The organism is Williamwhitmania taraxaci, assembly GCF_900096565.1.
Classification (GTDB): Bacteria; Bacteroidota; Bacteroidia; order Bacteroidales; family Williamwhitmaniaceae; genus Williamwhitmania; species Williamwhitmania taraxaci.
Map to the genome: position 1 here is coordinate 12,310 of NZ_FMYP01000008.1, position 25,697 is coordinate 38,006.

Annotated in this window: 19 protein-coding genes and 1 tRNA gene; 9 read left to right on the plus strand and 11 right to left on the minus strand. The window is 44.0% G+C overall.

What is annotated here, in order from left to right:
• Positions 1 to 35: 35 nt before the first annotated feature.
• Positions 36 to 2,816 (minus strand): endonuclease, encoded by a 2,781-nt coding sequence (locus BLS65_RS03335; protein WP_092435844.1) that lies wholly within the window; start codon positions 2,814 to 2,816, stop codon positions 36 to 38.
• Between the two features lie 96 nt (positions 2,817 to 2,912).
• On the minus strand, positions 2,913 to 3,989 hold the full coding sequence (locus tag BLS65_RS03340; RefSeq protein ID WP_092435846.1) for an endonuclease: 1,077 nt from the start codon (positions 3,987 to 3,989) through the stop codon (positions 2,913 to 2,915).
• Positions 3,990 to 4,348: 359 nt separating this feature from the next.
• Here BLS65_RS03340 and BLS65_RS03345 point away from each other — a divergent pair.
• From BLS65_RS03345 to BLS65_RS03355, 3 genes are all read left to right on the plus strand, one after another.
• A tRNA-Arg gene (locus tag BLS65_RS03345) sits at positions 4,349 to 4,420 on the plus strand.
• Positions 4,421 to 4,667: 247 nt separating this feature from the next.
• Positions 4,668 to 5,165: an Lrp/AsnC family transcriptional regulator gene (locus tag BLS65_RS03350; RefSeq protein ID WP_092435848.1), complete on the plus strand. Its 498-nt coding sequence runs from the start codon at positions 4,668 to 4,670 to the stop codon at positions 5,163 to 5,165.
• A gap of 317 nt (positions 5,166 to 5,482) precedes the next feature.
• The gene (locus tag BLS65_RS03355; protein ID WP_170829988.1) at positions 5,483 to 6,259 is read left to right on the plus strand and encodes a histidinol-phosphatase HisJ family protein; all 777 of its coding nucleotides are present in this window, start codon (positions 5,483 to 5,485) and stop codon (positions 6,257 to 6,259) included.
• A 174-nt stretch (positions 6,260 to 6,433) separates the two neighbouring features.
• On the opposite strand, the gene BLS65_RS03360 is transcribed toward BLS65_RS03355, so the two are convergent.
• Together BLS65_RS03360 and BLS65_RS03365 are read right to left on the minus strand one after the other, a co-directional pair.
• Complete coding sequence (locus tag BLS65_RS03360) at positions 6,434 to 7,243, minus strand: alpha/beta fold hydrolase (RefSeq protein WP_092435853.1); 810 nt, start codon at positions 7,241 to 7,243, stop codon at positions 6,434 to 6,436.
• Positions 7,244 to 7,498: 255 nt separating this feature from the next.
• The gene (locus BLS65_RS03365) at positions 7,499 to 8,890 is read right to left on the minus strand and encodes an aminopeptidase P family protein (protein ID WP_092435856.1); all 1,392 of its coding nucleotides are present in this window, start codon (positions 8,888 to 8,890) and stop codon (positions 7,499 to 7,501) included.
• Positions 8,891 to 9,074: 184 nt separating this feature from the next.
• Between BLS65_RS03365 and BLS65_RS03370 the strand changes: the two genes are divergently transcribed.
• From BLS65_RS03370 to BLS65_RS03385, 4 genes are all read left to right on the plus strand, one after another.
• Entirely contained in the window at positions 9,075 to 10,598 is a 1,524-nt protein-coding gene (locus BLS65_RS03370; protein WP_212590496.1) for a GH3 auxin-responsive promoter family protein, read from the plus strand.
• A 2-nt stretch (positions 10,599 to 10,600) separates the two neighbouring features.
• Complete coding sequence (locus BLS65_RS03375; RefSeq protein ID WP_092435858.1) at positions 10,601 to 11,410, plus strand: hypothetical protein; 810 nt, start codon at positions 10,601 to 10,603, stop codon at positions 11,408 to 11,410.
• Positions 11,411 to 11,436: 26 nt separating this feature from the next.
• A complete protein-coding gene (locus BLS65_RS03380) occupies positions 11,437 to 12,051 on the plus strand; it encodes a deoxynucleoside kinase (RefSeq protein ID WP_092435861.1) in 615 nt (204 codons plus the stop codon).
• Between the two features lie 215 nt (positions 12,052 to 12,266).
• The gene (locus BLS65_RS03385) at positions 12,267 to 14,075 is read left to right on the plus strand and encodes a YfbK domain-containing protein (protein WP_092435863.1); all 1,809 of its coding nucleotides are present in this window, start codon (positions 12,267 to 12,269) and stop codon (positions 14,073 to 14,075) included.
• A 98-nt stretch (positions 14,076 to 14,173) separates the two neighbouring features.
• Here BLS65_RS03385 and BLS65_RS03390 read toward each other — a convergent pair whose 3' ends face one another.
• The 7 genes from BLS65_RS03390 to BLS65_RS03420 form a co-directional block, all read right to left on the minus strand.
• On the minus strand, positions 14,174 to 15,556 hold the full coding sequence (locus tag BLS65_RS03390; RefSeq protein WP_092435943.1) for an aldehyde dehydrogenase: 1,383 nt from the start codon (positions 15,554 to 15,556) through the stop codon (positions 14,174 to 14,176).
• Positions 15,557 to 15,619: 63 nt separating this feature from the next.
• A complete protein-coding gene (locus BLS65_RS03395) occupies positions 15,620 to 16,450 on the minus strand; it encodes an SDR family oxidoreductase (RefSeq protein WP_092435865.1) in 831 nt (276 codons plus the stop codon).
• Positions 16,451 to 16,488: 38 nt separating this feature from the next.
• Positions 16,489 to 17,064 carry a TetR/AcrR family transcriptional regulator gene (locus BLS65_RS03400; RefSeq protein WP_092435868.1) on the minus strand — a complete coding sequence of 192 codons (576 nt, stop codon included), beginning with the start codon at positions 17,062 to 17,064 and terminating at the stop codon, positions 16,489 to 16,491.
• Positions 17,065 to 17,219: 155 nt separating this feature from the next.
• Entirely contained in the window at positions 17,220 to 17,702 is a 483-nt protein-coding gene (locus tag BLS65_RS03405) for a GyrI-like domain-containing protein (protein WP_092435870.1), read from the minus strand.
• Positions 17,703 to 17,785: 83 nt separating this feature from the next.
• Complete coding sequence (locus BLS65_RS03410; protein ID WP_092435872.1) at positions 17,786 to 19,321, minus strand: M28 family peptidase; 1,536 nt, start codon at positions 19,319 to 19,321, stop codon at positions 17,786 to 17,788.
• A 163-nt stretch (positions 19,322 to 19,484) separates the two neighbouring features.
• A complete protein-coding gene (locus BLS65_RS03415; RefSeq protein WP_092435875.1) occupies positions 19,485 to 20,753 on the minus strand; it encodes a PAS domain-containing sensor histidine kinase in 1,269 nt (422 codons plus the stop codon).
• Positions 20,754 to 20,789: 36 nt separating this feature from the next.
• Positions 20,790 to 21,587, minus strand: a complete 798-nt coding sequence (locus tag BLS65_RS03420; protein WP_092435877.1) for a PhzF family phenazine biosynthesis protein — start codon at positions 21,585 to 21,587, stop codon at positions 20,790 to 20,792.
• A gap of 425 nt (positions 21,588 to 22,012) precedes the next feature.
• On the opposite strand from BLS65_RS03420, the gene BLS65_RS03425 reads away from it, so the two are divergent.
• Together BLS65_RS03425 and BLS65_RS03430 are read left to right on the plus strand one after the other, a co-directional pair.
• On the plus strand, positions 22,013 to 24,331 hold the full coding sequence (locus tag BLS65_RS03425) for a GAF domain-containing protein (protein WP_092435879.1): 2,319 nt from the start codon (positions 22,013 to 22,015) through the stop codon (positions 24,329 to 24,331).
• Positions 24,309 to 25,673, plus strand: a complete 1,365-nt coding sequence (locus BLS65_RS03430) for a deoxyguanosinetriphosphate triphosphohydrolase (protein ID WP_212590497.1) — start codon at positions 24,309 to 24,311, stop codon at positions 25,671 to 25,673. Before BLS65_RS03425 ends, BLS65_RS03430 begins: the two co-directional genes overlap by 23 nt.
• The last annotated feature ends 24 nt before the right edge of the window (positions 25,674 to 25,697 follow it).

Here is a 25,697-nt window from a genome sequence, read left to right on the forward strand (position 1 = left end):
TTTCCGGGGCTTTGCTTTTTGGTGTGTGTAATGTATTATCGTGATACCGTAATCTTCTTTGTTATCACTGTGTTTCCTGTTTCAATACGAACCATGTAAATACCGTTGCGAAGTGCAGAGATATCGATAGTTTCGCCTGATGCAACCATCTTCTGGGCAACTTGCTTACCTGTAAGTTCGTAGATTCCGACCTTTGCGCCGCTGTGGTTCGCTAGGGAGATGGCTAACTCGTTGGTTGCAGGGTTCGGATATAGGGTAACTATATCTTTAGCGGTCTGTTCAACTCCGGTTGTGAGATTCACTGTTTGTATTTCGGAGGTGGTCTTTAGACCGAGATTGTCCATAGTCTCCACCTTAAAGAACAATGTGCTAGCTTGTGGTGCCGTTACCGTTGTACTATAGTTGCTTCCTGAAACTAGAATCATTGTAAGTGAATTGATTAAGTTGTCTGCAGAAGTTCCGTGAAGAACATTAACCACAGCAATTGATCCATCACTATCCGTTGCTGTTGCGCCGATGGTAATGGACGCTCCCTGTTGAGGCGTTGAAGGTGTTACCGATATGTTCGATATCGTGGGTGCTTGGTTGGTTGTCGTTGCAGCAGTTACAGTAATAGTAGCCGACGTAGTTGCCAAATTGAGATTGTCGGTAGCTTCTACTTCATAGTAAAGCTTTGTCACGTTAGGGAACTCAACGGTTGCCGAATATGTGTTTCCTGATGTTAGAGTCATTGTTGCACTCTGGTCGAGGCTTGTTGGGTCTTGGCCATAGTTTAGCGAAACGCTACTAATTGACCCATCAGCATCGGTAACGTTGGCCGAATAGGTAACGTTCGTTCCCACTGCAGGACTTGTAGGTGTATGTACTACTGCAGAAATAGTCGGAGCTTGGTTAGTGACCGTTGAAGTTCCTACAAGTAAAATATCATCAACACCCCAAAGTGATGCAGAACCAGCAGTTGTCCCGGAGGAAACATACTTAAATCCAATATAGAACTGTTTTCCTTCGAGTGAAGTGAGGTCAATATTTCCACTGGAAACATATGCATTTGAGTTAGATGCCGGAACGGTATAGGTAAGTTTGTTCCACGTTGCAGTGTTTGGGTTTCCCGTACCGCTGTAGTCGGTCGAATAGCATACGGTCAGGGTGTTAGGGTAGTTTGCGTCCGTGAATTTAGTTTTCACCTTAAAGGAAAGTGCTATGCTCTTGTAGTTTGTAGCATCTACCTTCTTGGTAATAAGCCAATCTTCACTGGCAACATCTCCGCCAAAACCATTGATTTCAAAAGCATTGCTAACACATGCCCAGTTCTTATTTGATGCAACACTGTAGGCCAACCAATCGGAAGGTAGACAGCTAACAAAATCTTCAGAAAGCAGGTTGGTCGGTGCCACACTATTGGCAACAGTATAGCTCTCTGTTGTCGATTTTTCAGTAGCAGGTGTTGTGTTGGTTGCCGAAATGTAGTAGTAAACCTTAGCACTAACGGCCTGTGCGGGGATAGTCGCGGTGTAGATGTCGCCACCAGTAGTGCTCATTGCAATTTCGGTAGTAGGCGTAGCGGTTAATCCCCAGAATAGTGTCACGCTATTTAGCGCAGTTGCCGAGTTCACTTTTGCCGAGATTAAAACCGTGTTGGTTTCATTCGGTGCTGTTGGGGTTGTTGTTAAATTTGAGATTACAAGGCTGTTCCCAACTTTGTAGGTTTTGGTTATCGTCGTTGAACTTCCTCCATCCACATCTTGGGCAAAAACGGAGTAGTAAACGGTTGTGTTAAGTGCCTGTGCAGGAATTGGTGTCGCAGTCTGGTAGGTATCACCGGTTGTTTTGGTCATGGCGATTTCTGTTGACTCCATTGCTGGTGTGTTGCCCCACTTTAGCTTAACCACCGAAATCGTTGTTTTACCGATAACTGTTGCTGACAATGAAACCGTGTTTGTTTCGTTTGGAAATTCTGGCGTTAGTGCCAATGCCGATATTGAAACGCCCGAAGGGGTTTGTCCTCCCCATACATATTCGGCATATTCCGGATGATCGATGTATGGATTACGGTTTTTTTGGATACCGTAAACCGCATTGTTTCTGTCTATCTCCTTTTGGCTAACTGGATCGCTCTGAGCCCACTTCAACAACAGTTGAACGTAAGCCTCCTTATAGGCAGGGTAACTATTGCCTGCAAGTATTTGCTGTGCTTCGGTGGCAATGGATGCCCAACCGGTAATTTTATCTTCGTAGCAGGTGGCCATGTAGAAGTAGGTGCGGGCAAAGTCACCCTTGTAGGTATCGATGGGCTCGAACACGGTTCCTGTTAAATTGGTTGTAGGATCGGCTGTGCCAAGCATGCTTCCATTGGTGGATTGCCAAGTTGCAGAACTTACCTCACCAAAAATGTAGTTGCTGCGTTTTCCGTTTACGTATCCATCCGTTGGGTAGAGGTGAAAGAGATCGGAGTACATTGGAGTCGCTTCGGCAAACCAACTTTTTGGAAAGGAGTGTTCACGGTTGTAGCAATTATTTTCCCCGCTGTAATTCCCGCATTGATCGGTTACAAAGGTGTATTCGTAGGCGGGTGTTCCCCCTGGAATGTCGGAGTACATATCCCAAACTTTACCGTTGGCTTTCTTGTCGGTTGTTTGGAAGTCGGTCCAGAGATTATCGTAACTACGAACAGTATGATTACCAATTATTCCAAAAAGTGCTGTTTTTAGTTCCGCACCCGATTTTCCATCGGCGTTGGTGTAGTAACCTGCCGGCGCTTGTGCCCATATGAGCAGTGGTAGTAGCCAAAATGAAAGGAGGAGTAAATTTTTCTTCATAAAAAAAGTGCATTTAATAGAGGGGCGGAATTCCCTATACCGTCGAATTTACTCGGCAGTACAGGGAATCCTATCCTGTTGTTTAGTTTTGTGTATTTACTTCTGGATGGTAATCTTTTTTACAATAACGGTTTTGTTGCTTGTGATCTTTACAAGGTAAATTCCGCTATTCAGCTCACCAACTTGGATTGTCTCACCGGAGTTGAGGTCGGTTGATCGTTTTACGCATTTTCCGGTGAGATTGAAGATCTCCGCAGTAAATGGTTTCCCGTTTTGCAACTCAATGGTGAATTCGGAAGTTGCCGGATTTGGGTAGATAGATATGGTTGATGCTGTAACTTCGCCAATAGCCGAGGTTGGATTCCAAACTTTTTCAGCGTATTCAGGATGATCGATGTAGGGATTACGGTTGTTTTGGATACCGTAAACAGCATTGTTGCGGGCAATCTCCTTATCGCTAACGGGATCGTTCTTAGCCCAAGTCAACAGCAGTTGAACGTAAACCGCTTTATAGGCAGGGTAGCTGTTGCCTGCAAGTATTTGTTGTGCTTCGGTGGCAATTGATGCCCAACTAGCAATCTTATCCTCGTAGCAGGTGGCCATGTAGAAGTAGGTGCGGGCAAAATCACCCTTGTAGGCATCGATGGGCTCAAACACTGTTCCTGATAATCCGGTAACAGGGTCGGCTGTGCCAAGCATGCTTCCGTTGGTGGAGGTCCAAGAAGCAGAACTTACCTCCCCAAAAATGTAGTTGCTACGTTTTCCGTTAACATATCCATCTGTTGGATAGAGGTGAAAGAGGTCGGTATACATGGGGGTTGCATCATTAAACCAACTCTTGGGAAATGAGTGTTCGCGGTTGTAGCAATTGTTTTCCCCACTGTAATTTCCGCATTGTTGGCTTATAAAGGTGTACTCATAAGCGGGTGTTCCTCCGGGTATGTCGGAGTACATATCCCAAACCTTGCCATTGGCTTTCTTGTCGGTTGATTGCATATCCGTCCACAAGTTGGTGTAGGTGCGCTCGGTATGGGTTTTGATTATTCCAAAGAGTGCAGTCTTTAGATTGGCACCCGATTTCCCTTCGGCGTTGTTGTAATACCCGGCCGGTGCCTGGGCGAGGAGATTTAGTGATACAAGCCAGATGGCTAAGATGAGTAAAAGATTCTTCATACAGCGCGGCGTTAATTATTATTGAATTGTGTTCATTCCGCTTTTCTTCGTGAATATTACATAATCTATTTTTAGAAGAAAAGGAAGCGAATAAACAACTTTTATTTCACCTATTGGTTTTTTTACGCAAAATATTTTTCTTGGTTCATTAATTTGTCTCTTTTCTGCCAGAGCGGATTCGGAATTGTAAGTTCGAATCTATGACTGCACTGTTTTCTGGGTTAACAGTAGTTTGTTTTTAGGCATAGTTTACTAGCGGTTAGTTGCACTATGCTGGCTCTATTTCTGTTTGTGCCGCAAACCATTGGCTGAAATGCCATTTTTAAATATTTTTTCCTAAATTTGCGCACTCAAATAATGGCCCCATAGTTCAAGGGATAGAACGGAAGTTTCCTAAACTTTAGATTCCAGTTCGAGTCTGGGTGGGGCTACTAAAAAAGTGCTCCCTGTAAATTCGACAATTTACAGGGAGCACTTTTGTTTTGGCACGATTTGCATAGTGATAAAGTTTCTGAAATTTATGGATATTTGAGAGGTTTGGAAAGCTAAGCTCATTTAAAATAGTAGGTAAAACTGGCTTTGTACTCATCCTTTTTGTTAATTTGATTATAAATAATAATAAAAAGCCCTAAAAAAATAACAATCTATTACTATATTGCTAATCTAAATTAGATTGCCATGGCCGATAAGTTTGAAGTTGATGAGATTGACAGGAAAATACTCTCTTTTCTGGTTAAGAATGCCCGGATGCCATTTTTGGAAATTGCCCGAGAATGTGGAATTAGCGGCGCTGCCATTCACCAGCGCGTTAAAAAAATGGAAGAGGCCGGAATCATTGCAGGTAGTCGCTTAACTGTTAAGCCAAAGGCATTAGGATTTGATGTTTGCGCATTTGTTGGGGTGCAGCTCTCCCAATCGAATCAGTACGACGGAGTTATTTCGGCCCTTAAGCTCATGCCAGAAGTGGTAGAGTGCCACTTTATAACTGGACCGTATGCCGTTTTGCTGAAACTTTTCTGTCGCGATAACGAGCATCTCATGGAGGTATTGGTTAATACCATCCAGAATATTCCGGGAATTTCCAATACCGAAACCTTCATTTCGCTCAATCAGGCTATTGAACGGCAAGTTTATGTGAAGGATCCAAGCCCAAGCCCTAAAAAGGCAAAAAAATAGTGACCGATTTTTATCGTTAGTTATTGCTAAGCCAAAAGCGGTGGCTTGGTTTATCATGTCCTCTGTATTGTTCAAATCGTTGATTATATTCGTTTTAACTCACTTTATTAAGTTTGGATTGGACTGTTTTCCTAGCGTAAGATTGCCGGTTGAGGAAAATATGCTCATTGTCTTTCCAATTGATGTTGCGCCGAATTGGCAAATTGCTCTCTTTTTCAAATAAAATTTGCGTTTCATGTTTCACCGCTTACTATTTTTCCTATTTTAACGTTTGATTACAGTTAATAATCTACGGTTTCACATAAAAATAAATGCCTATGTTCCCCGTTGACTACCATATGCATACTAACATCTCCGATGGAAAGGCCGATCACCTCTCCATGCTCCGGGCTGCCGAGGCGGTTGGGTTAAGGGAGATTGGTTTTTCTGATCACGTCACCTTTTTTGATGCGGCTTGGAGTGCCAACCGCAAGCGTCTCGACGAAATGGTGGCTGCGGTAGACGCCGTTCACCAAACGTCTAAGTCGGTTATAGTAAAATTGGGTGCCGAGATGGATTATGTCCCCGGCAAAGAGGCTCAGATTGTTTCCATGATCGACAACCTACCCCTCGACTACGTAATTGGTTCCGTTCACTTTATGGGTGATTGGAATTTTGATACTAATCCTGAGGATTATGCAGGGAAGGATTTTGATAAACTCTACAACGATTATTTTATTCTGATTCAAGATGCGGCACGATGTGGTCTTTTTGACGTAATAGGTCACGTTGACCTCATCAAGAAGTTCTCAGTATATCCTAGTTTCCCAATGCAGGATATCTACGAGAAAACCGCTACTATTTTCAAGCAGAGTGGAGTCGTGGTTGAGGTGAATACCAGTGGAATTACAAAGCAGTGTAAGGAGATTTATCCCTCTTACGATTTTCTGAAGGAGTTGAAGCGCCAGAAAGTGCCAGTTACCCTAGGCTCAGATGCTCATACTCCCGAAGCTGTTGGTCAGCATTTTAACCATGCGATTGGGCTCTTAAAGTACGTTGGATATACCCATGTGGTACAGTTCATCAAGCGACGTAGAGAAAAGATTGCGTTGTAGGTGAAGCGAGTTTCTCGTTCGAGGATTTTTTCCTACATCAGAAAGAAGTTTGAGCGGAAGTTGTAAGAGTTGTTTATGAGATATTTTTCAGGGCCGTTGCATGCAACGGCCCTGTTTTTATAAAGGCTTTTAATTACGGGCACGACCGGTTTGGTGGTAATCTACTCGCGACCGTTAGATTGTTCCAAATACTTTCTTTTCAAATTCAGAGATGATTTCAATACTCCGTTTTTCCTCTTCAATAAAGCCCATATGACCGCTGTTTTCGAGTATCACGGTACTGTGCATGGAGAATTTGTTGGCAAGTTCAGAGGCTACCTCAGGAACAATATAGCTGTCCTTCGCACCAAAAATCATGAGGACCGGTTGTGTTACTGTTTTTAAAAATTCGGTGGAGTCGGGTCTACTCTTCATTCCGTTGAGGTTGGCAATGATTCCTTCGTTTTCGGTTTCTAGCGCCATAAGGGTTGCCTCTTCTACCATATCGGTGCATCGCTTCAGATTCTCCTTGGCAAAGGCATTGGGGATATGCGTTTTTACGATCAACTCTTTTTTACCGGCTTTTATGAGTTCGATTTCCCGATCCCGATTGGCCTTCTTCTCCTCGCTGTCGGGATTTGGAGTGGAGTGGAAGAGGCATAGTCCTGCGAGTTTTTCGGGGTATACCTTGGCAAATGCCAACGCCACGTAACCGCCCATTGAATGACCCACCACGAGGCACTTCTCAACTTTTTGCTCGAGAAGAACTGTGTTTACCGCACCAGCTAGGTGGTCCATGGTGTGCTCCGATCCTACGCTACCGCTAAAACCATGTCCAGGAAGGTCGAGTGTAATTACGCGATGCCCCTGCTTTATGAGTTTTTCTGTAAAACTAAACCAAATCTCTTGCGATTCTAGGTAGCCGTGAAGCAATAAAATCGGGTTTCCTTGGCCGTTATCGGCATACATTACTATGCCACCGTTGTATGTAATTGCTTTTTCCATCGTTTTCGTTTTTGCAAAGGTAGGGAAAATTGCTAAGGGGCTAAATTGAATATTTGAAGATGAAAAAGTTGTGCAAATTGCTAATGCGAGTCTGACAAGAGAGACAATAATTCGGCGAAGAGGAGGTTGCCGACTGACGAAATCCTATTTATTCAATTGCTAGATATATAGTTATTTCACATAGAGTCTGCCTTGTCGTAAAATAGAAAAGGCCACCCACATGGGAAGCCTCTTCTATTTGTGTTGGAAACAGGATTAGCTATTCATAACCTCTTCAATTTCCTCTGTAGTTACCGGAATACGCTTTTTCCCAAGTAGCCGTGCTCCCTTATCGGTAATGAGCAGGTCGTCCTCAATACGAATGCCGCCAAAGTCGCGGTACTCTTCTACCTTATCGTAGTTGATGAACGAAGCGTTAATTTTTTCGCTCTTCCACTGGTCGATAAGCGCTGGAATAAAGTAGATACCCGGTTCAACGGTGAGAACGAAGCCTGGTTCGAGTCTTCTTCCGAGGCGAAGGTAAGCTGTGCCAAACTGGTCGATACGCGAAACTTCATCGTCGTATCCTACATAGTTTTCGCCCAAATCCTCCATGTCGTGCACATCGAGGCCCATCATGTGTCCCAATCCGTGTGGGAAGAACATTGCGTGAGCACCATTGCGAACGGCTTCGTCTACGTCGCCCTTCATAAGGCCTAAATCCTTAAGGCCTTGTGTTATTACTCTTGCGGATTCGAGGTGAACACTCTGGTATGTAATTCCCGGTTTTGCAATTTCAATAGCCCGGTTATTGGCGGCTAGCACAATATCGTAAATCTCCTTTTGTTTTTTGGAGAATTTTCCACCCACAGGAATGGTTCGTGTGAAGTCAGAGGCATAGTGCATTTCGGATTCGGCACCAGCATCGGTAACCATTAGCCTTCCAGCCTCTAGTTTGTCAGCGTGGTTGTGGTTGTGGAGCGTCTCTCCGTGTTGGCTTAGGATAACGGGGAAGGAAACCATACCGCCGCCACCAAGGGCAATACCTTCAATGTGTCCGGCTATTTCGCGTTCAAATACTCCGGGTTTTGCCATTTTCATTGAAGCCACGTGCATCTGATAACCAACGTTACAGGCCTTTTCTATCTCTGCAATCTCGCATTCTTCCTTGATGGAGCGCAATGAAATGGTGGCTTTTATGAGTTTCTCGGAGGTGTAACTCTTAATGAAGTTGGGGTGGATTCCCATAAGATTGGAGAGCTGCAGAATACTGTTGGCGCGGTAGGGTGGTAAAAAGTGAATTTTACGGCCATGCTTAAGCGCGCTGTTTATAGTAGTTGCCAGTTCCTTAAGTGGGTGAACGCTTACAACTCCAATGTTTTTGGCCATATCGGTGATGGTTGGCTGTGGTCCCATCCAAATTATGTCGTCTAGCGTATAATCGTCGCCATAGATACAATCGGTACCAGCTTCTATATCCATTACTGCCGCTAAGCCCGGATGATCGAGGCCAAAAAAGTAGAGAAAATTGCTATCCTGTCGATACTTGTAGGTATTGCTAGGGTAGTTCATCGGTGCTTCGGTGTTGCCCAAAAAGAGCAAAATTCCGGTTTTAAATTTCTTACGAAGCTTTTCTCTACGGGTAATGTATGTTTCTTGACTGAACATGATTATGTGGTTTTTGGGTTATAAGATTAATGAAAGACGCGGTGCTAAGTTATTATCTAAAATCAAAATATCAAAGAATGATTGCATTTTGAAAGTTATAGATTGTTAAATAGCCTTGAAATATGGTGCTGTTTACATGGCCAAAATTATTATATTTGGTCGTTAATAACCAACCAAGAAATGTATGGTCATTCCGCTGGTGAACTCAATTTACCGCTGGTTAAGTTTCCGAAGTATAAGTAGAATATCCCAATCTACAGAGAATCCCTTCGATACCCAAAAACAAGTGTTGTTCAGTCTGCTTAAGAAAGCTCGGCATACCGAAATAGGTAAGGAATTTGACTTTTCTAATATTACCTCCATTCGTAAGTTTCAAGAACAGGTACCTATCCGCGATTATGATGAATTGAAGTCGTATATCGACCGGATGCGAACCGGACAAAAGGATGTTCTTTGGCCTGGAGAGATGCGGTGGTTTGCAAAATCGTCGGGTACAACAGGCACAAAGAGTAAGTTCCTACCTGTAAGTAGGCAAGCACTCAAGGAGAATCATTTTCGTGCAGGGCGTGATATGTTTACCTACTTCATTAAGGAGTTTCCCGAGAATGAGTTGTTCAAGGGCAAGTGCCTGACGCTAGGAGGTAGCCATCAAATCGATCACATTGGCGGATCTCAGTCCGTAGGTGATCTTTCGGCCATTCTTATTGCCAACATGCCTAAGTGGTCCAACTTCTATCGAACCCCAAAGCGCGAAATTGTGCTCATTGCCGACTTTGAGGAGAAACTCGAGAAGATGATCAAGGAGGTTGTTTCCCAAAATGTGACTAGCTTGGCCGGGGCCCCGTCGTGGAACCTGGTTTTGATTAAACGAGTTTTGGAGGTTACCGGCAAAGATACCTTGCTGGAAGTGTGGCCCAATCTCGAACTATTTATCCATGGTGGCGTAAGCTTTAGCCCTTACCGTGAACAGTTTCATAAGGTTATTCCTTCGTCCTCGATGCGCTATATGGAGACCTATAATGCGTCGGAGGGTTTCTTCGCTTTTCAGGACGATCTTAACCGCAGCGACATGATGCTGCTGCTGGATCACGGTATTTTTTATGAATTTGTGGCCGTAGAAGATATCGATAAGGAGAAGCCTAGGGCGTATACTATTGGTGAAGTTGAGCAGGGAAAAAACTATGCTATTGTTATCTCCACCAACTCCGGACTTTGGCGATACCTTATTGGCGATACCGTGATATTCACCTCCACCTTCCCTCATCGAATTAAAATATCGGGACGAACGCGTCACTTTATAAATGCCTTTGGCGAGGAGGTTATTGTGGATAATGCCGATGTAGCTATCAACGCCGCCTGCGAAATGACGGGTGCCCGTGTTGTGGAATACACTGCTGGGCCTATTTTTATGACAGATACATCAAAAGGTGGCCACGAATGGCTTATTGAGTTCGACGCACCACCTGCCGATTTGGAAGAGTTTATAACCATCCTCGACGAGAAACTTTGCTCTGTAAACTCCGATTACGAAGCCAAACGATATAAGGGGATTACCCTTGATAGGCCTGTTGTGCATGCACTTAAAAAGGGTGTGTTCTATAAATGGCTTGATTCTAAAGGGAAAATGGGCGGTCAGAATAAGATTCCTCGACTTTATAACAGTCGAGAGTATGTAAACGAACTTATCGATCTTAACGAATCCCTATAGCCATGCTCCACGTTGGTCGGGTTCGCATTGCACTTATTACCGTTTTAGTGGTAGGTGTTTTGTGCAACCGGGGAATGGCTCAGCACTACTACGAAACTAGTGAGCCGCCTACTATCGTAGCCGATATCATGGATAACTGTTATGTGGTGGAGGGTAGCCGGGTTTCCAAACTCGACTCAACATTGCTTCTCAAGAGCCGCTATAGTTCCTCGTATGGTGCTATTGCCCAGATTGACGCCAGCGATCCATTTAAGTTGTTGTTGTTTCAAAAAGATTTCTACCGAATAACTTTTCTCGATAATGCATTGGCTCTGCTGGGCGAGTCTCTTTTCCTTCCCGATGCGGGAGCAAATTCTCCCCTTTTGGCCTGTAATATGGCCGATGGTGGCTACTGGGTGTTTGATGGAATTCAGACGAAATTGCTCTTTTACCGATCAGGACCCAACTCCTCCTTTTCTTCCAATGATTTAAGCGTATTGTTGGGTGATGTTATGCCATCTCAGTTGCAAAGTTCTAACGGGCTAGTGTTTTTAGGTATTCCGAACAAGGGTATTGCCGTGTTCGATAAGTTTGGAGGTTACAAGCATTTAATTGCTATTCCAGAAGCTTCAGAAAACTTTGTGGCTCAATTTGGGAAAATTTATTTTTCTGATGGCAACAAAGATGTTTGCTCGGTGAATGCCACAGGATTAGGCGATAAGCATATTGTTTTGAAAAAAACGTTTGATTATCAGCGTTTTGCTGTTGGGAAAAAATACCTTTTTTTTGTAAACGGGAATAGGGTCTTTACCTCTCCTTTTTTGGATGACTAATTACGATTGCAAATAAATTCAACGCCATGCATATAGCCATAGCCGGGAATATTGGATCCGGAAAAACTACGCTTACCTCCATGCTTGCCAAGCAATATGGTTGGAAGGCCGTCTTCGAAGATGTAGACGAAAACCCGTACCTCGAAGATTTTTATCAGGACATGAAACGGTGGTCATTCAACCTCCAGATCTATTTTCTCAATAGCCGCTTTAAGCAGGTGATTGATATTCGAAACGGGTCGCAAACGGTTGTTCAGGATAGAACAATTTACGAGGATGCTACCATTTTTGCTCCGAACCTTCACGACATGGGGTTAATGACCACGCGCGATTTCGAGAACTACCAGTCGCTTTTTAAGTTGATGACCTCACTCGTTCGACCTCCTGACTTGCTGATTTACTTAAAAGCTTCAGTGCCAACACTCGTTAGCCAGATTCAAAAACGCGGTCGTGAATACGAAAATGCTATACGGTTGGATTACCTCGCTGGCTTAAATGTGCGTTACGATATGTGGGTAGAGGGTTATAAGTCAGGAAAGGTGCTTATTATCGATCGTGATAACGTAAACTTCCATGAGAAACCGGAGGACATGAGCCTGGTGATGGATAAGGTTGATGCCCAGCTGCACGGTCTTTTCTAGCAGTGGGCGTTAAAATACAACGCGTGGTGTTGTATCGTATCAATGGACGGTCAATATTCGAAAAGGGGATTCCGCGAGGGATCCCCTTTGTAAATGATGATTGATTACTAGATTAATCGGATTTTATTTTTTCCTGTTTGTGGAAATATTTCAATCGTGAATCATTAGTTTAAGAAGCGCTTTTCTACATTTCGTTAAACTAACTCATAATCATCATGAAAAAGATCGTAGTGCTAATGTTAATGGCCGCTGCAGTGGCGTCGGCTTGCGCCCAAAATATCTCAATTTCAGGAAATGTAATCTCTATTGTCGATAAAAGTCCAATTGTTGGTATCATCGTCAGGGTAAAAGGGACCTCAATGTTAGTAACAACAGACTCGAAGGGTTTTTTCCGCTTTGATAACGTGAGTTCTCGTGGAACACTGCTATTCTCTGCCCCTGGTTTTTCCACACGGATTATTCCTATAAAGGGCCGAAAGTCAATGACTGTAATGCTGACTCCAGAATCGTCTCCCATAATGTGGGATTCGGAAAAACTTGTTATTTGTGAAGATATGAGTGGGGGGAGTATGCCTGCGTCTTTGATGAACAAAACTGAATCAACCGATGAATCCTACTCCAAAATTTCGGAAAATGGTTTTAAGCGAACTACCGATTCTCCTCTTTCAACTTTTAGCATTGATGTAGATAGAGCTTCGTGGGCCAACGTGCGTCGTTTTCTAAACCTTGGTCAACGCCCTCCACAGGATGCTGTTCGAATTGAGGAGATGGTGAACTACTTCGACTACAACTACCCGGAACCCGCAGATAAAACTCCCTACCGAATATCCACCGAGGTGGCTGCATGTCCTTGGCAGGAGGGAAACCTCATTATGCGAATAGGAATTCAGGCCAAGCGCGTTGCTACCGACAGCCTACCCAGCAGCAATCTCGTCTTTCTGCTTGATGTTTCGGGTTCCATGTCTGACGCCAACAAGCTTCCGTTGGTGCAATCGGCCTTTAAGTTGCTGGTGAATAATCTTCGAGCTAAGGATCATGTTGCCATTGTGGTGTATGCTGGAGCTGCTGGGGTGGTGCTACCTTCTACTAGCGGCGATAAAAAGACTAAAATACTGGAAGCCATCAACAATCTATCGGCAGGTGGTTCAACCGCTGGTGGGGCGGGCATCCTGATGGCCTACAAAATTGCACAGGAAAACTATATCAAGGGTGGAAATAACCGTATTATCCTTGCTACCGATGGTGATTTTAACGTGGGTGCCTCAGGGGATGCCGACATGGAGCGTCTCGTTGAGGAGAAGCGTAAGAGTGGTGTGTTTCTTACCTGTCTTGGTTTTGGCATGGGAAACTACAAGGATAGCAAAATTGAAACGCTGGCCGATAAGGGCAATGGTAACTATGCCTATATCGACAATATTCAGGAGGCAAATCGGATGTTTGGTAAGGAGTTTGGCGGAACACTCTTCACCGTGGCAAAGGATGTAAAGTTACAGGTAGAGTTTAATCCAGCAGTTGTTGAGGCTTATCGATTAATTGGTTATGAAAACAGAATGCTCAATGCTCAGGATTTTAAGGACGATGCTAAGGATGCAGGTGAGTTGGGCTCGGGTCACACCGTAACCGCCATATATGAGGTTATCCCAAAAGGGGTTAAGAGTCCTTTTGTGAAGGTGGTAGATTCGCTGAAGTATCAAGCCACCAAGTTAACCCCCGAAGCCAAAGAGGGCATGGAAATGGCTACTGTGAAGACCCGATATAAGTTACCCGAAGGAGATGCCAGCATTCCTTTTGAGGTTGCGGTACCTTTCCGCAAGGGGAAAATTAATGTTGCTTCCGAGAGCCTTCGCTTCTCGAGTGCTGTTGCCATGTTTGGCATGCTGCTCCGCAGCTCAGAATTTAAGGGAACTCTTACCAAGCAGCAAATTGTAGATCAGGCAAAGTCGGCTCGCGGCACCGATGGAGAAGGCTACCGTGCCGAATTCATTCGGCTGGTGGAGGCCTACAACGATAAAATTACCGATTAGGTTTAAACGAAAAAAAACAGGAGACCTAATTGTCTCCTGTTTTTTTTATGGTGCGCCGAGCATGGCGAGTATAATCAGGTTCCTTTGGTCGCCCTGTTTTATCCAAACAGACGATGAGCCCACTTCATTTTCGATTCGGTGTACGGAGCATACCGTAAGGAGGGATCGATGAAGGTATTGGTTTTTAACATGCTTTTTTTGTGGCTGAACACTTCGAAGCTATACTTACCATGGTAGTTGCCCATTCCGCTGAAACCGACTCCACCAAATGGCAATTCTGGGTTTGCAAGGTGAATAAGGGCATTGTTTACACATCCTCCACCAAATTCAATATTCTCTATAATAAACTTTTCAGTGTTATTATTTGAAGTGAAAATATAGCAAGCCAGCGGGTATCTGTTCTTTCGAATGAATGGAACAACCTCTTCAATGTCTTTAAAGGTGTAAACGGGCAATATTGGACCAAAAATCTCCTCGGTTGCCATCGGATGATCTGCTGCCACTCCATCGACAATTGTGGGCTCCATGCAAAGGGTTGTGTTGTCGTATTCTCCTCCGTGAAGTATGTTTACGTTGTTGAGGTAGGAGGTCAGCGTATCGAAGCGACGCTTGTTTACTATATGGGTTAGGTTTGGGCTTGTAAGTGGTTTTTCACCAAGAAACTCCTTGATATAGAATTTCATCTTCGCCACAAATTGGTCCTTAATGCTTTCGTGTACCAGAAGATAATCGGGACACACACAGGTTTGTCCTGCATTGAAGCACTTGGCCCACATAAGCCGCTTGGCTGCCACATCAATATTCACATCCTTATCTACTATTACTGGACTTTTGCCGCCAAGTTCAAGAGTTACCGGTGATAGATGTTCGGCGGCCATACTCATGATTTTCTTGCCTACAGGAGCGCTACCGGTAAAAAAGATGTGGTCGAAACGGAATTTTTCAATCAGCATTGGACCAATCATTGCTCCGGGGCCTTGCACCACGCTTATATAGGCGGGATCGAACATTTCGGTTATAAGTCTTTCAACTACACTCCCTGTATTCCTCGTATTGTCCGATGGCTTTATAATTGCACAGTTACCGGCAGCAATAGCACCAACAAGTGGTGCCATAAGTAGCTGAAAGGGATAGTTCCAGGGACCAATAATAAGGACAACACCGAGCGGTTCGGTGTATATGCGACTTGAGGATAGCTGCAGTGCAAGCGGGGTAGTGAGTTTCTCTGGCTTCATCCAACCCTTAAGGTGCTTGATTGTATGGTCTATTTCCTCATACATAATCCCAATTTCGCTTAAGAAGGCTTCGAAGCGTGGTTTGTGCATATCGCTATGAAGGGCATCGAGAATTTCAGATTCATACCGTCTTATTCCTGCCTTTAACTTTCTTAGCTGCTCTATTCGGAAATGGTAACTTCGGGTGGCACCACTATCGAAATAGCCGCGCTTGCTGTTAAATGACTGGTCTATATTTGTCTCCATATTTTTTTCATGATTATCTTGAGAGCGTCTCATTGACTTTATTAGCCTCTGTCACGGCAGGAATCACCGGGTTTTAAAGCCTTTTTCAACCTGCCTTTTCACTATTGTGTTGAACCAGGATAGGGGCAATATCCAACGGATGGCTAGCAAAAGCGGTCCGTTGCCACCAACCGGATAGCGAAGCATATAAGAACTATCGTTAGCGGCCTTAAATACCTTTTTGGCAACGACTAGTGGTCCGGTTGCTGTTTTGCCAATCTTAAGCATGTTGTTGTGCGCCACATCGACGTACGAATCGTACGCATTGAGTCCGGGTTTACTGGCAAAGTCGAGCGAGCGATCGTAGAAATCGGTTTTGATTGCACCGGGTTCAATGTTCTTTACCTTGATATTGAACTGGCGCAACTCAAACTGAAGCGATTCCATAAAGCCTTCGAGTGCCCATTTTGTTGCGTGGTAAACGCTATAAAGAGGAAAGGTTAACAATCCTCCCATGGAGGTGGTGTTAATAATTGTGCCTCCTTTGCGATCTCTGAAATAGGGGAGAATGGCGCGGGTCACATTCATCACGCCAAACACATTTGTTTCGAACTGTCGCTTGATGTTTTCGTTGCTCATGGCCTCAAATGCACCCACTAGTGCATAGCCAGCGTTGTTGAATACCACATCTATTCCCCCAAATGCGCCAATGGTTTCGTTGATGGCTTCGCTAATACTGGTCTCATCCATTACATCCAAGCGGAATAGCTGCACGTTTTGTAACGTGTTTATCTCATTTTCTTTTTCGGGGGAACGCATGGTGGCCGCAACGTTCCAACCTTTTTTTGCAAAGTAAATTGCCGTTTCCTTGCCTATGCCCGTTGAGGCGCCTGTGATTAAAATTGTCTTTTGCATATTCTATTTGTTTAAAGCGAATATATGTTCATCTAAAATTATTGTTTTACGCTGTCCCATGCCATATTGAAGCATTCGTGCTTCAGCTCTGCATCAAGTGTTTTTCCGCGCTTAACGGTCATTTTAATGATTTCGTGGATTGCACCTTCCATTTGTGCCTTTAAAATTTCAATATCCAACTGCTTAACTAATCCGTTTTTTTGACCATCCAAAAGAAATTGGTTAAGAGGCTTAAATAACTCTTCTACTTGGTTGTAAATGCTCTCTTCTATATAACCACTGTAGAGAAATTGTTCCACAAAAAGCATCTTCTCTGGATTTTTTAAACAGTAATTGAAGTAGGCAAACCACCTGTTTCTATAGGCGGTGTAAAATGTTTCCGTTACAAGATTTGGGTTGGTTAGTAGGGCGATTATCTCTTTTTTGGTCTCGAGGTAAATGTCATTAATGAGTTCGTCCTTGCTTTTGTAGTAGATGTAGAGCGTGCCGGTTGCCATGCCTGCTTCTTTTGCCACATCGGCCATCTTAAGGCCCGAGAAGCCGGTCTCTATAACCAACATCATGGCTGCCCTGTGGATGGCTTTTGCCTTATCTGGATCTTTTGCTTTGGGCATGATAAACGATTCTGTTTTGCAAACGAAGATGAATATTTCTTCACTAACAGCGATGGCGATCAAAATGTTTGCTTAGGGATGTTTTTTTAAAAATACTCTTTCGGCGTGGTCTTGAATATCTACGTAAAGACCTGCATTTCTGCTGATCACCTACATTACCGTTTTACCCTTATCGGTATCCATATTTCCTCCTCCGAGTCAGGATCGTCGTTTTTATACTTTTCTCCCAGTATTTCGAAGTGTGGTCGGTTGTCTAGCAGGTAATCGGATTTTGGCAACCACGTTCCGAATATGTATTCAAAGGCTTTTGATCCAGCACTGGCGGCACCTTTGTAAAGAAATACGGCATAGAGTCCACTGAGTAAAGTATAGGTTTCCATTTCGCAGGGAGTTGTGCCGAATGCGGAAACTTCAACGGCTGCCCATTTTTCGAACGGAGTGTTTGGGTTGAAGTTGGCGAAGAATGAAGCGCCATAAATTTCCAAGGAATAGAGATTGGTGCCGATGCTGAACGGGATCTCTTTTCGTCTCGGCATAAAACTTCTCCACAACTCCTGTGTTTTGTTGTTGGCAAAGGAGATTGTTTCTCGTTTGCCAACCAATTTTATTTTGGGATGGTTCCTAATTGTTGGCGTCATGATCCACTATTCTCATTCATCTGCGAGTATGCGGGTTGTTTGGCTCTGCATGCAAAATAAACATTATTTCAAAACATGAAGTATTAGTCCATAACATCTTTATTAATAATGGGTAATGATTTAAATGGATTTTGATTATTTGCTAATTCCCAAAGCGTAAGGAATACCAGTTTGGATCTTTGCAGCATTGCCCCAACGTTTATTTTATCAACCATATCGGTGGATTTGTGCAAATCATCGTGGGTTCCGTTGGTGAAGAGGATCGAAGGAATGTTTTTCTTATGGAAATTGAAGTGGTCGGAGCGGCTAAAGAAATCGCTGTAGGAGGAACCATCCGTTGAGATCAGGGATAGTTTTGTGGATATGGCATTGATGCTATCTGGTATGCCAAACAAGGGTTCATTCACCTTACTATTGCCTGTTAGTGCAATCACGTATCCTTTAGCAAATTCTTCGGTGTCAAATTTTGAACCAATACGTCCAATCATATCAATGTTTACGCAAGCAATGGTCTTCTCGAGAGGATAAGCGGGTTTTTCTACATAGTATTTCGATCCATACAGACCATCTTCTTCGGCAGTTGGAAAGAGAATAACCACGGATCGGCGTGGGCCTTTCCCTGCTTTTTTTGCTTCGTTAAGGATTCTTGCTATTTCCATTACTGCTGCTACTCCCGAAGCGTTATCGTCGGCACCGGGGTAGATCTCTCCGCGGTAGTTCATGCCCAAGTGGTCGTAATGGGCGGAGAGAACCACATATTCATTCTTTAAATCGGAACCCTCAATAATGGCCACAATATTGTTTGCGTCGGCTAATTTGTATGAATTATTACCTTTGAATGATAGAGTGTTGCTGAATTCAAATGAAGAGATACTACAACTAGATTCGCTTTCATACTCCAGCTGCTTTATGGTCTTGTTTGCCGGTTCTAGGATCTTGTTTGCTAGCAATTCGTTTATTCTAACCGAAGCTAGCGTTTGGCTTTCCTCTGTTGAATAGAAATTTAAGCTTTCGTTGGAGTAGTGGCTAAATGTATTAAATCCATTACTTACCATTAAGATTGCCTTTGGTTTTTGTGAGGCAATATACTTCAGGTTTGGCATTTCCGATGCGTTGTGGCACTTTACTCCATACTTACTGGTGGGCCCTTCGCCATCTAGCACCATCACGATCTTTCCCTTTATATCAATGTTGGCAAAATCGTTGAAAGTAGAGTGGTATACTCCGTATCCGGCAAAAATGATATCACTGCCCGATATCACCGAATCTTGAAAAGCGCTGTTACTATAGCTGTAACAGTCGGTATAGTTGAAGTTTGATAGATTGAAGTGTTTGTTAGACTTATATTTAGTAAATGCCTCTATGCTTTGCTTGTATGATCCATTATATCCTTCTTTTATGCTGTTTTTTTTGAGTTGCTCAGCCAAATAATCGGCGGTAAGCCTTGCCCCTTTTTTATCCGATTTTCGGCCTGCGAACTCAGCGGAGGTCAGACGTGTTAATGTGGTTTTCATCCTTGTAGAATCAAGTCGGTTGGCGTATTGCAGTGCAGTTTGGTCTTGTGCGTTCAATACGGTTGTCAGCAGTAGTAGCAGTAAGGTCATGATTCTAACTTTCATATTTGCTTGTTTATTATGTTAATGCATTAGTTCTCCTCGCAAATAAATTACGAATATATCGATCCATTGCATCAACCAAAGATTATGGATTAATAGGATTGTTCTGTGGTTGATATCGATCCAACATGTATATATACTTTAGGTAAAAGCTATATAACTTACATTATGAGCACTTATTCGGAATTGTTATGTGAAATGTAGATCCTTTACCCTCCTCGCTTTCTATTCTGATTTCGCCTCCATGCTTTTCCACAAAATCTTTGCAGAGCAAGAGTCCCAGCCCTGTGCTTGGTTCGCCTTCGGTACCAAATCTATTGGTTTGTGTCTTGAGCTGAAACAGGTTTGAAATAATTGCTGGGCTCATTCCAATACCTGTGTCTGTCACAGATAATTCAACATAGTTGGTTTCGGTGATTTTTGCAGAAAGGGTTATTTTTCCATTTTTAGGGGTGAATTTAGTGGCATTTGAGATAAGGTTGCGTAAGATGGTTTGCAGCATGTTTTTATCTGCGCAAACTTCTATGTTCTTCGGGCAATTGCAAATGATCTCGAGGTTTTTATTCTTAGCCGCATCTCCCATCATTGCAATGCTTTCCTCAATGTTGGGCCGCAGCTGCATGGCCTTTGGTTCGAAGGGCATCAGTCCTTGTTGAATTCTGGACCATTGAAGGAGGTTCTCCAGAAGGCGATAAAGATTCGTAGCAGAGTTTCGCATGCTTCCAGCTATTACTTCCAACTGCTCCATGGATAAGTTGTGAAGTTTCTCTGTCATGATTTGGGTTAGGCCCAGAAAACTGTTGAATGGGCTCCGTAAATCGTGGGCAAGAATGGAAAAGAATTTGTCTTTTTCGGCATTAATTCTTTCTAGCTGATCATTTTTATTTGAGATTTCCTGTTGCGCATCTTTCTGTTTAGTAATGTCATATAAAATTCCTGTCCAAATGGTGTCTCCATCGGGTAGTCGCCTTGGAAGCGATTCCAGATGTATCCACCGGATCTCCTTTTCAATAACGAATCGACCCTCCCAAAGAAAAGGGGTTGTGTTCAGGTTTGCTTCCACATTTTTTCTTGCAAATTCTGCTTTGTCCACATCGAGAACTTGATCGAGGACAAGGCCTGGATTGTTTTCGATGATCATTCTATTAAGTTTCAGAATTTCAAAAAACCGATCGTTAAAAAAATCAAAACTATAGGGAGAACTATTTGAGTCCTGCCAGTTGGTTTCGTTCAACCCCTTACTGAAGTATACGCGCAAACGATAGATGCCCGCGGGTTGTGTATTTGCTAGGTCTAGGTAGAGGTTTTGTTGCTGAGCAAGTGCCGCCTCAGTTTTTTTGCTCTCGCGCTTCGATCTTCTCAGGTCGTCAATTTCTGCTTTTAGGCGGGTAATTTCTTCCTGAAGTTCTTGGTTGTTTTTCGCTGGAGAGTTCATGTTGCATCATTCAAGTTGATCTGTTATTAAAGAGGATTATTCTATGAATATTGACCCTGCAAGGAAAAGTATGGCATTACCGCTTATCTCTACCCTGTCGTCACAAAGTTTACAGATCAAATGACCCTCTCTTTTCGATATCTGCTTCGCGGTGAGTAATTCTTTCTTGAGCCTCTTGGCCCAGAAGGGTGTGAGCAGTGTGTGGGCCGATCCTGTAACCGGATCTTCGTCGATCCCCTCGCCGGGTGCAAAGTAGCGTGATACAAAATCGACTCCTTTCCCCGGTGCCGTGGCAATAACACCTATTGTTCCCAATAACTTTGATAGCATAGGAAAGTTTGGGTTCAGCAGCGCCACCTGCTCTTGACTTTCGAAGAGAAGAAGCAAATCGGAGGGACCTTGGTAAACCTCCAATGGTGCCATGCCCATAGCATTAATGGTCTCTTCGCCAATGGCAGCTCCTCGCAGCGTTCCTGTTGGGAAGTTAAGCGTAAGGAGTTGATCGGTTTTGCGCACCGACAGGTTGCCTGCTCGGGGCGAAACGAATAGTATTTCCTTTGCATCGGGTTCGAAAAACTCGAAGAGAACAAAGGCTGAGGCAAGTGTTGCGTGGCCGCAAAGGTTTACCTCTACCGTTGGTGTAAACCAACGGATGGCATATTCTCCTGTGTTTTTTTTAATTACAAAGGCAGTTTCGGAGAGGTTGTTCTCGGCAGCAATGCTCTGCATTTGGTTGTCGGACCGCCATTCGTTGAGGATGCATACTGCCGCAGGATTTCCACGGAACAGCTTGTCGGTAAACGCATCTACTTGAAATATTTTTATCTCTTGCATCTTTTTTGTGTTGGCTATACCTCATAAAAATAGTAGAATTATTAATACAAATCGGGTCTGTTGGTCAATCGACATATATTGAAAGATTCCTTATAGGAAGTTATCTGAAGGAAAAGCAGTTAGTTTTATCGGACTTCTAGAGAAACGACCTATCCTCGGAAGAAACAAATGGTTGATAGAGTTGGGCTATGTTAGGTCGTTACCGTTTAAGAAGTTATCGTAATCGTCGAATTACTGCAAGTATATTGACGTTATCACCGTTTATAATAATAGTATAGATCTTGCCAGATTGCGTTCCTGATTGCCAAAAATCCCAAAAATAAGGCATGGTATTTTATATCTTTGTTTTCTCGCTTAAAATCGTTTAATTTACGTCATTGTCGCATATTGTATGCCATGGCATATTAACTGAAATACACCATTCCATGAAGCTTAATCTCAACATACAACAGAGGATTCAGCTGTTTGTGACCCTTTCGGTTGCATTAATTTTTGGACTAGGACTTGCCTTTATTGGCAATAAGGCCATTAAAACAGCACGGCGCAACGCCGTTGAGCTTACCCAAGAAACGCTCCAGAAATACTCTCTCGATATCGAAAAACAGATGGGCGCCGATATGGAATCGGTAAAAACCCTTTCACAGGCAGTTAGCATCTACAAGACTTTCCCAGGCGATTCATGGAAACCGGTTGTACAAAATATGTATAAAGCTGTGCTTCGTGCCAACGAAAATGTACTGAGCGTTTGGGATTCCTGGGAGCTTAATGTAATTGACTCCTCTTACACGAAACCATATGGACGCTACGTTTATGAGGTTTATCGTGAAGGGAGTGAACTCAAAGAGAACCAAATGTTCAAGAGTATGGATGGCGATCCACCGCTCTATATCTTTAATAAAACCGAGGGTCAGCAAGGATTCGAAACCATAAATGTTCCCTATTTCTATACCTATACTGGGCGCCAGGAAGATAATATCTTGATGACTAGTCTGGTTTCCCCAATTCTGGTTAAGAATAAGTTTACAGGAGTAGTTGGTTTCGATATTAGTTTGGAGCGATTCCAAAACCTGGTTAGAACCATACAACCTTTTGAGGGAAGTTACGCAGTGCTTATATCTACCGACCTAAAGTATGTAGGGCATCTCGATCAAACAAAACTTGGACAAGATATTGCCGAAGATTTTCCCGAAGATTTTGTGATGCAGGGAATGGATGTTAAGATCCAAAACGGTGAAAAGTTCAATTTCTTTGGGAATGGACCCGACGGTAATAGTTACTACTTTGCCTTCAACCCGGTTTGGGTCGAAAAGGCTAGGACTCCTTGGATGCTTGGTATTGCCGTTCCGAAGTCGACTATGCTCGCCGATGCACGAAGCACCACATGGGCACTTGTTATCGTTGGGTTGATTGGCTTACTTGCTATTTCGTTGTTGGTTTGGTGGATTTCTCGCCAGATTACCGCCAATATTTTAGGTGTAACTAACTTGCTTGGAAAACTCTCAAAAGGTCATTTGGATAGTTCCATGACCGTGGATATTCATACTTCTGACGAGATTGGAATTATGGCAGAGGCGCTCAACGACTCGGTTGTTGGGCTACTCAAAAAAGTTGAATTTGCTAAGAAAATTGGTACCGGTCAGCTTAATACAAACCTCGAACTCCTAAGCGAAGAGGATGAACTTGGTACAGCCTTAGTGGAAATGCAGCGCAGCCTGCTCGCCGCGAAGGAAGAAGAGGAAAAGCGCCTTGTAGAAGAAGACCAACGGAGCTGGACTAATGAGGGGCTAGCTAAGTTTGGAGATATTCTTCGCCAAAACAATGATAACTTAGATAACCTAGCCAACAGCATATTGAGTAACCTTATTACTTATGTGGGAGCCAATCAGGGTGGTGTGTTTATTTATAACGACGACGATAAGGGTAATGAATTTTACCAAATGGTTGCAGCCTATGCTTACGACCGGAAGAAATTTCTGAAAAAGGATGTGTTGGTTGGTGAAGGACTGGTAGGAACATCGGTTCTCGAAAAGAAAACCATCTACATGACTAACGTCCCTGAAAACTATATTCAAATAACCTCAGGAACAGGGGAGGCTCGTCCTCGCTGCCTGCTCATTGTGCCGCTTCTCATCGAAGAAAACGTCCTTGGCGTAATTGAGATGGCATCCTTCACTCTGTTGGAACCCTACAAAATTGAATTTGTAGAGAAGGTTGGCCAGAGTATCGCCTCCACGCTTCAGTCGGTAAGAATTAATCTTCGAACCCAAGCATTGCTCAATCGCTCGCAGCAGCAAGCCGAAGAGTTGTCGGCTCAGGAAGAGGAAATGCGCCAGAATATGGAGGAGTTGCAAGCAACCCAAGAGGAATCGGCACGCAAGGGAAATGAGATGCAGAGCTACATTGAGGCCCTGAATACCTCTACCTATGTTGTGGAGTACGATCCCGATGGCACCATAATTAATGTTAACGATCTCTTCCTTGAACTGCTCGGGTTGGGTCGTGAGGAGGTGGTGGGCACGCACCATAGCGATAAACTCCAGCTCTCCAGCATCCAGCAAAAGGAGTATGATAAGTTCTGGATGGATCTTCGGGCCGGACGTCAGCGCAAGGAGACCAATTCATTTAAGGTGGCAGGAGTATCCTATACTTTTGAGGAAACCTATACCCCAATACGGGATGAGTCGGGGCTGATTTATAAGATTCTGAAGATAGCCAACAACATTGCCTCAAAGGGACATAAGTAAGCTAATGTTGGAATGGAATAGGTTGCTGATGCCCACGCGGCTTGGCAAGGAGGAGGAAGTCTTACCCGAACAGGAAATCCTTGGCCGCACGCATTTTCAGCGCGACTACGACCGCTTGATATTTTCGTCGCCGTTTCGTCGGCTGCAGAATAAAACACAGGTTTTTCCGCTGCCCGGCAGCGTTTTTGTGCACAACCGCCTCACCCATAGCCTAGAGGTGGCTAGCGTGGGTCGATCGCTCGGAACAATTGTCTATGAGAAATTACATCGGCAGCTGGGGAGTAGCGGTCTCGAAATGCCAATAATTGTTGCAACGGCATGCCTAGCTCATGATTTGGGCAATCCGCCATTTGGCCATTCCGGCGAGGACGCCATCCGCCATTTCTTTAAACAAAACCGCGATAAATTTCAGAATCGCCTCACCGCATCCGAAATATCAGACTTGGAATGGTTCGAGGGCAACGCCAACTCTCTGCGATTGCTTACCCACACCTTTAAGGGCCGACGTTCGGGTGGATTTGGTCTTAGCTACGCCACCCTAGCCTCGCTGGTTAAGTATCCATGGGAATCAATATCGATGCCCGAGGGGAAGAAGAAGTATGGCTACTTTCAGGCAGAGAAGGCCATTTTCGAGCAGATTGCGGCCGCTACGGGACTGGAACGACACGTTGGGCAGGATTCCTTTTGTCGCCACCCATTGGTATACCTAGTGGAGGCCGCCGACGACATTTGCTACAATATCATGGACCTTGAGGATGCGCATAAGCTCTCCATCCTCTCCTCCGAAAAGGTGATGGCTCTGCTCATGGCTTTTTTTGAAGGTTCCTCCAATGCCGGAATGCGCAAAAAAATAGACGAAACGCTAAAGACCGTAACCGATAGCAACGAGCAGGTTTCCTACCTGCGCGCATTGGTTATAAGCAAGCTGGTGGCCGAATGTGGGGAAGTTTTTGTTCGGAATATGCCTTTGATTATGGACGGAAAGCCTACCGATCCCTTGCTGAAAGGGTTGTGCCCCGAAAGCCTAGCGGCCATTAAAACCATAGCTCAGTTTTCGGTAAAGGAGATCTACAACCACCGTACGGTGGTGGAGATTGAGCTCGCCGGGTTTAAGATACTCACCACCCTACTCGAAATATTTACCAATGCCCTGCTGCATCCTGAGAGCGACTACTCGCGCAAGCTACTTACACGCATTCCCGAGCAGTACGATTTGGATAACGAAAGCCTTTATCTAAACCTGCTCTCCATCGTCGACTTTGTATCGGGCATGACAGATACCTACGCGCTGGAACTCTATCAAAACTTAACGGGAATAAGCATTCCTGGGATTTCTAGGTGAGAAGAGGGAATCCTTGTCAGGTAG

Coding starts and splice junctions, on each gene's coding strand:
- BLS65_RS03390 (WP_092435943.1), bottom strand. CDS start 15,556: ATGGAGACAAATATAGACCAGTCATTTAACAGCAAGCGCGGCTATTTC.
- BLS65_RS03410 (WP_092435872.1), bottom strand. CDS start 19,321: ATGAAAGTTAGAATCATGACCTTACTGCTACTACTGCTGACAACCGTA.
- BLS65_RS03420 (WP_092435877.1), bottom strand. CDS start 21,587: ATGCAAGAGATAAAAATATTTCAAGTAGATGCGTTTACCGACAAGCTG.
- BLS65_RS03400 (WP_092435868.1), bottom strand. CDS start 17,064: ATGCCCAAAGCAAAAGATCCAGATAAGGCAAAAGCCATCCACAGGGCA.
- BLS65_RS03355 (WP_170829988.1), top strand. CDS start 5,483: ATGTTCCCCGTTGACTACCATATGCATACTAACATCTCCGATGGAAAG.
- BLS65_RS03385 (WP_092435863.1), top strand. CDS start 12,267: ATGAAAAAGATCGTAGTGCTAATGTTAATGGCCGCTGCAGTGGCGTCG.
- BLS65_RS03340 (WP_092435846.1), bottom strand. CDS start 3,989: ATGAAGAATCTTTTACTCATCTTAGCCATCTGGCTTGTATCACTAAAT.
- BLS65_RS03335 (WP_092435844.1), bottom strand. CDS start 2,816: ATGAAGAAAAATTTACTCCTCCTTTCATTTTGGCTACTACCACTGCTC.
- BLS65_RS03360 (WP_092435853.1), bottom strand. CDS start 7,243: ATGGAAAAAGCAATTACATACAACGGTGGCATAGTAATGTATGCCGAT.
- BLS65_RS03350 (WP_092435848.1), top strand. CDS start 4,668: ATGGCCGATAAGTTTGAAGTTGATGAGATTGACAGGAAAATACTCTCT.
- BLS65_RS03425 (WP_092435879.1), top strand. CDS start 22,013: ATGAAGCTTAATCTCAACATACAACAGAGGATTCAGCTGTTTGTGACC.
- BLS65_RS03380 (WP_092435861.1), top strand. CDS start 11,437: ATGCATATAGCCATAGCCGGGAATATTGGATCCGGAAAAACTACGCTT.
- BLS65_RS03395 (WP_092435865.1), bottom strand. CDS start 16,450: ATGCAAAAGACAATTTTAATCACAGGCGCCTCAACGGGCATAGGCAAG.
- BLS65_RS03375 (WP_092435858.1), top strand. CDS start 10,601: ATGCTCCACGTTGGTCGGGTTCGCATTGCACTTATTACCGTTTTAGTG.
- BLS65_RS03405 (WP_092435870.1), bottom strand. CDS start 17,702: ATGACGCCAACAATTAGGAACCATCCCAAAATAAAATTGGTTGGCAAA.
- BLS65_RS03370 (WP_212590496.1), top strand. CDS start 9,075: ATGGTCATTCCGCTGGTGAACTCAATTTACCGCTGGTTAAGTTTCCGA.
- BLS65_RS03415 (WP_092435875.1), bottom strand. CDS start 20,753: ATGAACTCTCCAGCGAAAAACAACCAAGAACTTCAGGAAGAAATTACC.
- BLS65_RS03365 (WP_092435856.1), bottom strand. CDS start 8,890: ATGTTCAGTCAAGAAACATACATTACCCGTAGAGAAAAGCTTCGTAAG.